This is a genomic window from Kitasatospora sp. NPDC059827, assembly GCF_042731675.1.
In the GTDB taxonomy this organism is placed as follows: Bacteria; Actinomycetota; Actinomycetes; order Streptomycetales; family Streptomycetaceae; genus Kitasatospora.
This window is the reverse complement of sequence record NZ_JBHWIV010000072.1, coordinates 1-6,355: the sequence shown is the minus strand read 5'-3', so window position 1 is coordinate 6,355 and position 6,355 is coordinate 1. Positions and strand designations below refer to the sequence as shown.

Annotated in this window: 6 protein-coding genes; 4 read left to right on the top strand and 2 right to left on the bottom strand. The window is 74.5% G+C overall.

What is annotated here, in order from left to right; translation table 11 throughout:
- Window positions 1-67 precede the first annotated feature (67 nt).
- Entirely contained in the window at window positions 68-586 is a 519-nt protein-coding gene (locus tag ACFV8H_RS31990) for a nucleoside deaminase (RefSeq protein ID WP_380406970.1), read from the top strand.
- Here ACFV8H_RS31990 and ACFV8H_RS31985 read toward each other — a convergent pair.
- Entirely contained in the window at window positions 573-956 is a 384-nt protein-coding gene (locus ACFV8H_RS31985) for a hypothetical protein (protein ID WP_380406968.1), read from the bottom strand. The genes ACFV8H_RS31990 and ACFV8H_RS31985 overlap by 14 nt on opposite strands.
- A 219-nt stretch (window positions 957-1,175) precedes the next feature.
- Here ACFV8H_RS31985 and ACFV8H_RS31980 point away from each other — a divergent pair, with 219 nt between their 5' ends.
- Together ACFV8H_RS31980 and ACFV8H_RS31975 are read left to right on the top strand one after the other, a co-directional pair.
- Window positions 1,176-2,141, top strand: coding sequence for an alpha/beta hydrolase (locus ACFV8H_RS31980; protein ID WP_380406966.1), 966 nt, complete (start codon window positions 1,176-1,178; stop codon window positions 2,139-2,141).
- A 66-nt stretch (window positions 2,142-2,207) separates the two neighbouring features.
- Entirely contained in the window at window positions 2,208-2,759 is a 552-nt protein-coding gene (locus tag ACFV8H_RS31975) for a YciI family protein (RefSeq protein WP_380406964.1), read from the top strand.
- 23 nt (window positions 2,760-2,782) lie between these two features.
- Here ACFV8H_RS31975 and gndA read toward each other — a convergent pair whose 3' ends face one another.
- On the bottom strand, window positions 2,783-4,246 hold the full coding sequence (gene gndA / locus ACFV8H_RS31970) for an NADP-dependent phosphogluconate dehydrogenase (protein ID WP_380406962.1): 1,464 nt from the start codon (window positions 4,244-4,246) through the stop codon (window positions 2,783-2,785).
- A gap of 364 nt (window positions 4,247-4,610) precedes the next feature.
- Here gndA and ACFV8H_RS31965 point away from each other — a divergent pair, with 364 nt between their 5' ends.
- Entirely contained in the window at window positions 4,611-6,251 is a 1,641-nt protein-coding gene (locus tag ACFV8H_RS31965) for an alkaline phosphatase family protein (RefSeq protein ID WP_380406960.1), read from the top strand.
- The last annotated feature ends 104 nt before the right edge of the window (window positions 6,252-6,355 follow it).

Here is a 6,355-nt window from a genome sequence, read left to right as displayed (position 1 = left end):
CGTACACGCGACTGATCCCCACCCGCGGCTCGACCCCCGCCGGACACCCCACCGAGGAGGCACTGCCGTGGACTTCGTCCAGCGCACCATCGAGCTCGCCCGCCGCAACGTCGAGGAGGGCGGCCGCCCGTTCGCGACCGTCATCGTCAAGGACGGCCGGATCCTGGCGGAGAGCGCCAACCGGGTCGCCCAGACCGGCGACCCCACCGCCCACGCGGAGATCCTCGCCATCCGCGAGGCCTGCACCCGGCTCGGCACCGAGCACCTGACCGGCACCACCATCTACGTCCTGGCCCACCCCTGCCCGATGTGCCTGGGCTCGCTGTACTACTGCTCGCCGGACGAGGTGGTCTTCCTCACCACCCGCGAAGCCTACGAGCCGCACTACGTCGACGACCGGAAGTACTTCGAACTCGACAGCTTCTACGGTGAGTTCGCCAAGCCCTGGGACCAGCGCCGACTGCCGATGCGGCACGCGCCGAGCGAGGAGGCGGTCGAGGTGTACCGCCGCTGGCAGCACCGCAACGGCGGCGAGCGCCGGGTCGCGGGCGCCCCCACCGCTCAGCGCGGGCTCAGGGAGCCGTGAGCCCGGGCAGGGGGCCGAACTCGGTGCAGAACTCGCAGTCGCAGGTGGTCAGCGAGTTCGCCTGGCAGTGGGCGGTGGCGAAGTAGCGCCCGGCGCAGGGTTCGGGGGCGACCGGGGCGCCGTCCTCGGGCAGCGTGCGGCGGCAGGCGCCGCAGCTGACGGCGACCGCCACGCCTGCCCGGCGCAGGTTCCGTGCGGCGGGCGCGGCGAGCTCGAAGGGGACGTCCGCCAGCAGGACGGCCGTTCCGGCGTCCAGCGCCAGGCCGGCCTGCCAGAGGCTCAGCCCGTTCACCGTGCGGACCGCTTTGAGCCGCACCGCGCCCCGGGGCGAGGGGCCGTCGAGCCGTACGGTGAACTGCGGGTCCTCCACAACTCCCCCTTCGCCAAGCGGTGTTCACGGCCTCGGCAGGCCAGTCAACTCCCCGCCCGGCCACCGCGCCAGCGGTTTTCCGTCCGGGTCGATCCAGGATTCGAGCCCCTCCACGCCGGCGTCGTGGGCGGGCCTGGCAGGGTGGGGTGGGACGGGGTGCCGCTCGGGTGTCCGTCCGGTGAGGGGGTGCTGGTGGTGGGTGGATCGGTGGGGCGACGGGTGCCTCCGTTGGATCCGGAGGTGCGGGCGGCGGTGGAGGCCGCCGGGGCGCGGGCGCGGGAGGTGCTCACTCCGGAGGGCCTGGTGGCCTGGCAGGAGCGGGACGCGCGCGTCCGGCCCCGGCCGACGGTCGACCGGCTGAGCGACGGCGGCCGGTTCGAGGTGACGGAGCTGCAGGTGCCGCGGGCCGACGGCGACGGCGCGTTCACTCTGGTCAGCGCGCGGCCCGCCGGGATCCGCGAGCCGCTGCCGCTGCTCTACTACCTGCACGGCGGCGGGATGGTGACGGGCAACGCGTGGTCCGTACTGCCCCGGGTGCTGCGCTCCTTGGCCCTGCCCCTGCGGCTGGCCGTGGTCTCCGTCGAGTACCCGCTGGCACCGCGCACCCGCTTTCCCGGGGCCGTCGAGGACTGCTACGCCGGGCTCGGCTGGGTCGCCGAGCACGCGGACGAACTGGCCGTGGATGCCGGGCGCCTGGTCATCGGCGGCAAGAGTGCCGGCGGCGGGCTCGCCGCCGCCCTCGCCCTCCTGGTGCGCGACCGCGGCGGACCGATGCCGATCGGCCAGCTGCTGCTCAGCCCGATGCTCGACGACCGCGGCGACACCTTCTCCAGCCACCAGATGGTCGGTCACGACACCTGGGACCGCAGCTCCAACGCCACCGCCTGGCAGGCCGTGCTCGGCGACCGCCACGGCGCCGCCGACCTCTCCCCGTACGCCGCCCCGGCCCGCGCCACCGATCTCACCGGGCTGCCCGCCGCGTACCTGGACGTGGGCTCCGCCGAGACCTTCCGGGACGAGGCCGTCGCCTACGCCGACGCGCTCTGGAAGGCCGGGGGCGAGGCCGAACTCCACGTCTGGCCCGGCGCCTGCCACGGCTTCGACACCCTCGCCCCGCAGGCCGCCCTGGCCCGGGACGCCCAGGAGGCCCGCACCCGCTGGCTCCGGCGCGTCCTCCAGCGGTGACGCGGCGGCCCCTCGGGGGGCGAAATCGGCTCGACCGGGGCGGCCGCCCGGCGGGATGCTACCGGGATGGAGTTCCTCTGCTACCACCGCGACCGGCCCGGGTCCCTGCCGCTGCGCGACGAACTGCTCGAAGCGCACTGGTCCTACATGGACGGGTTCGCGCGGGAGATGATCGCCCGGGGGCCGACGCTCACCGACGACGGGGCCCTGCCCACCGGCAGCGTGCACGTCCTCGACCTGCCCGGTCCGGCCGCCGCCCGGGCGTTCGCCTTCGAGGAGCCGGGCTACCAGGCCGGGGTCTACCGGGACGTGCTGCTGCGGCGCTGGCGCAACCTGCTGGGGCGCACCATGTGGGACTTCCCCGGCGGCCGGACCGAGGGCGCCCGCTACCTCGTGCTCGGCCTCGGCGGCGGGCAGCCCGTCGACCTCGCGGTGCCGGCCGACCGGGAGGAGCTCATCGCCTACGGGCCGCTGCTCTCCGACGACGGGACGGCCTGGCTGGGCACGGCCGTCCTGCTCCGGGCGCCGGATCCGGACGCGGCGCGGGCGGTGCTGACCGCGGACGGCTACGCCGACGTCGAGGTGCACCGGTGGCAGTTCGGCGGCCGCCCGTCCTGACGGCCGGACCCACACGGCACGCCTCAGGCCCCGGTGTCCGTGCGTTCCTCCGGCCGCCCGGGTTCGGCCCAGCGGGTGTGGTAGCTGCCCGGCCGGTCGGTGCGGCGGTAGGTGTGGGCGCCGAAGAAGTCGCGCTGGCCCTGGATCAGCGCGGCGGGCAGCCGCTCGCTGCGCAGGGTGTCGAAGTAGGCCAGCGCGGCGGAGAAGGCCGGCACCGGGATGCCGTGCTGGGCGGCCCCGGCGACGACCGTGCGCCAGGCGGCCTGGGCGTCGGCGACCTCGGTGGCGAACTGCGGTTCCGCGAGCAGGCTGACCAGGTCGGGCTCGGCGGCGTGGGCGGCGCGGATCCGGTCGAGGAAGGCGGCCCGGATGATGCAGCCGCCGCGCCAGATCCTCGCCACCGCGCCGAGGTCGATGTCCCAGCCGTACTCGGCCGCGGCGTCGCGGATCATTGTCCAGCCCTGGTCGTAGGCGATGACCTTGGAGGCGTAGAGGGCCTGTTCGACGTCCCGGGTGAAGCGCTCCGCCTCGTGCGGGTGCAGCGGGTGGACGGTGCCGCCGGGCAGCGGCCGGTAGGCCTCGCGCAGCGCCGTCCGGGCGGAGGCGACCCGGGCGAAGGTGGCCTGGGCGATGGCGGTGACCGGGGAGCCGAGGTCGAGGGCGGTCTGGACGGTCCAGCGCCCGGTGCCCTTCTGCTCGGCGGCGTCCTGGACGACGTCGACGAAGGGCCTGCCGGTGTCGGCGTCGGTGTGGGCGAGGACCTCGGCGGTGATCCCGATCAGGTAGGAGTCGAGCCGCCCCCGGTTCCACCGCTCGAAGACGCCGGCGATCTCGGCGGGGGAGTACCCGCCGACGTCCCGCAGCAGGTGGTAGGCCTCGGCGATGAGCTGCATGTCGGCGTACTCGATGCCGTTGTGGACCATCTTCACGAAGTGGCCGGCCCCGTCGGTGCCGATGTGGGTGCAGCACGGCTCGCCGTCCACCTGGGCGCTGATCCGCTCCAGCATGGGGCCGAGCACGGTGTACGACTCGGCGGAGCCGCCGGGCATGACCGAGGGGCCGAGCAGCGCGCCCTCCTCCCCGCCGGAGACGCCGCTGCCGACGAAGTGGATGCCCTGCTCGCGCAGTGCCTTCTCCCGGCGGCGGGTGTCCGCGAAGTGGGCGTTGCCGCCGTCGATGATCATGTCGCCGGGTTCCAGCAGCGGCGCGAACTCCTCGATGACCTCGTCGGTGGGCCCGCCGGCCTTCACCATGATCAGCAGGCGGCGCGGACGTTCCAGCGCGGCCACGAAGTCCCGCAGTGACTCGGCGGGGACGAAGGCGCCCTCGTGGCCGAACTCCTCGACCAGCGCCCTGGTCCGGGCCGGGGTGCGGTTGTGCACCGCGACCGTGTAGCCGTTGCGGGCGAAGTTCCGCGCCAGGTTGCGGCCCATGACCGCCAGGCCCGTCACGCCGATCTGTGCCGAGCCGATCGCGGATGCGTCCATGAGCCCTGCTTCCTTCCTCGGGGTCGGCCGACGGATGTGAGCGCGCCGACCGCGTGCCGCGCACGCGAACGACCGCCGTGGGCGGTCGGAGTCCAGCATCACCGCCGGACGGTGCCGCCCGCCCGGGGGGTTGGGCCGTTCAGGTGCCCGGGGGCGCCCGCCGACCCCGCCGAACCGACCCTACCCCCGCGTCAAGTCCCATGGCAGGGCAAGGCGTTGGTGGGCGGCGGGTAAAATCCCGGGCCGCCCGGCGCAGCGGACCGGTGCTGTTCACGTTCCGGCCGCCACCGGTACACCGGGGCCTCCCACCCTGGGGGCCGCACCGCCGCAGTCACCTCCCCTCCCCCTTCCACAGGAGACCTCCGTGACCCGTCGTTACGTCCGACTGGCCGCCACCCTCGGCGCCGCCGGTGTGCTGGCCGGATCCACCGTCGCCCAGGCCGCCGCCGCCGAGGAGGGCCGGGGCGCCCACCGGGCCCAGCACGTCCTGCTGGTGTCGGTGGACGGCCTGCACCAGTCGGACCTCGCCCGCTTCGTGGCCGCGCACCCGCAGTCGGCGCTGGCCCGGCTGGTCCGCGGCGGCGTCGAGTACACCCACGCCGCCACCACCGACCCGTCCGACTCCTTCCCCGGCATGGTCGCCCAGCTGACCGGCGGCGGCCCCGGCACCACCGGCGTCTACTACGACGACACCTACAACGCCGCGCTGCTCCCGGCCGGCACCACCGACTGCGCCCACTCGAAGCCGGGCGTCGAGGTCGACCTCACCGAGGACCTGGACAAGAACAAGGACGCGCTCGACGCCGGCCAGGGCCTGCCCGGCCTGCCCGGCTCCATCCTGCGGATGACCGGCAACCCGCAGACCCTGATCGACCCCGCCAAGCTGCCGGTCGACCCGCGGACCTGCAAGCCGGTCTACCCGCACTCCTACCTCCAGGTGAACACCGTCTTCGAGGTGGCCCGCCAGGCCGGCCTGCGCACCGCCTGGTCGGACAAGCACGCCGCCTACGACATCCTCAACGGCCCCTCCGGCGCGGGCATCCAGGACCTCTTCACCCCCGAGGTCAACAGCAACGCCACCGGCTACAAGGGGGACTGGACCAAGGACAACCAGGCCACCGAGCAGTACGACTCGTACAAGGTGCAGGCCGTCCTCAACGAGATCGACGGCTACGACCACAGCCGTGCGCAGCGGGTCGGCACCCCGGCCGTCTTCGGCCTGAACTTCCAGTCCGTCTCCACCGCGCAGAAGCTGGCGAGCTCCGACGGCCTCCAGGGCGGCTACGTCGCCAAGGGCGTGCCCGGCCCCCTGGTGGAGAAGAACCTGGCGTACGTCGACCAGCAGATCGGCGCGCTGACCGCCGAACTGCGCAAGCAGCACCTCGACCGCTCCACCACCGTCATCCTCTCCGCCAAGCACGGCCAGTCCCCGATCGACCCGGCCGCGCTCAACCGGATCGACGACGGCCCGCTGCTCGACGGCCTCGACGCCGCCTGGAAGGCCGCCCACCCGGGCGCGGGCGCCCTGGTCGCCCACGCGGTCGACGACGACGGCGTGCTGCTCTGGCTCAACGACCGCTCCCAGGCCGCCACCTCCTTCGCCAAGGCCTACCTGCTGGCGCAGAACGGCACCGGCGTCGGCATCGACGGCAAGGCCCGCCCGTTCACCGGCAGCGGCGTCCAGAAGGTCTACGCCGGCGCGGAGGCCGCCGACCACTTCGGCGTCGCCCCGGGCGACCCGCGGGTGCCGGACGTCCTCGGCGTCGCGCAGTACGGCGTCGTCTACACCGGCGGCAGCAAGATCGCCGAGCACGGCGGCGCCCACGCCGACGACCTGAACGTCCCGCTCGTCGTCTCCGGCGCCGCCACCCCGGGCGGCGTCCGCCGGGAGGAGAAGGTCGAGACCAAGCAGATCGCCCCGACCGTCCTCGACCTGCTCGGCCTCCAGCCGCACGACCTCCAGGCCGTGCGCGCCGAGCACACCCGGGTGCTGCCCGTCCGCTGAACCGGCCGCGGTGGCCCCGGGTGGCCCGCCGGGCCGCGGATAATCACCTGATCCCTGGCGTTCCGTCAGGTATCGTCGCGGGGGGGGGGGGCGGGGGGGTGGGG

Coding starts and splice junctions, on each gene's coding strand:
- ACFV8H_RS31975 (WP_380406964.1), top strand. CDS start 2,208: ATGGAGTTCCTCTGCTACCACCGCGACCGGCCCGGGTCCCTGCCGCTG.
- gndA (WP_380406962.1), bottom strand. CDS start 4,246: ATGGACGCATCCGCGATCGGCTCGGCACAGATCGGCGTGACGGGCCTG.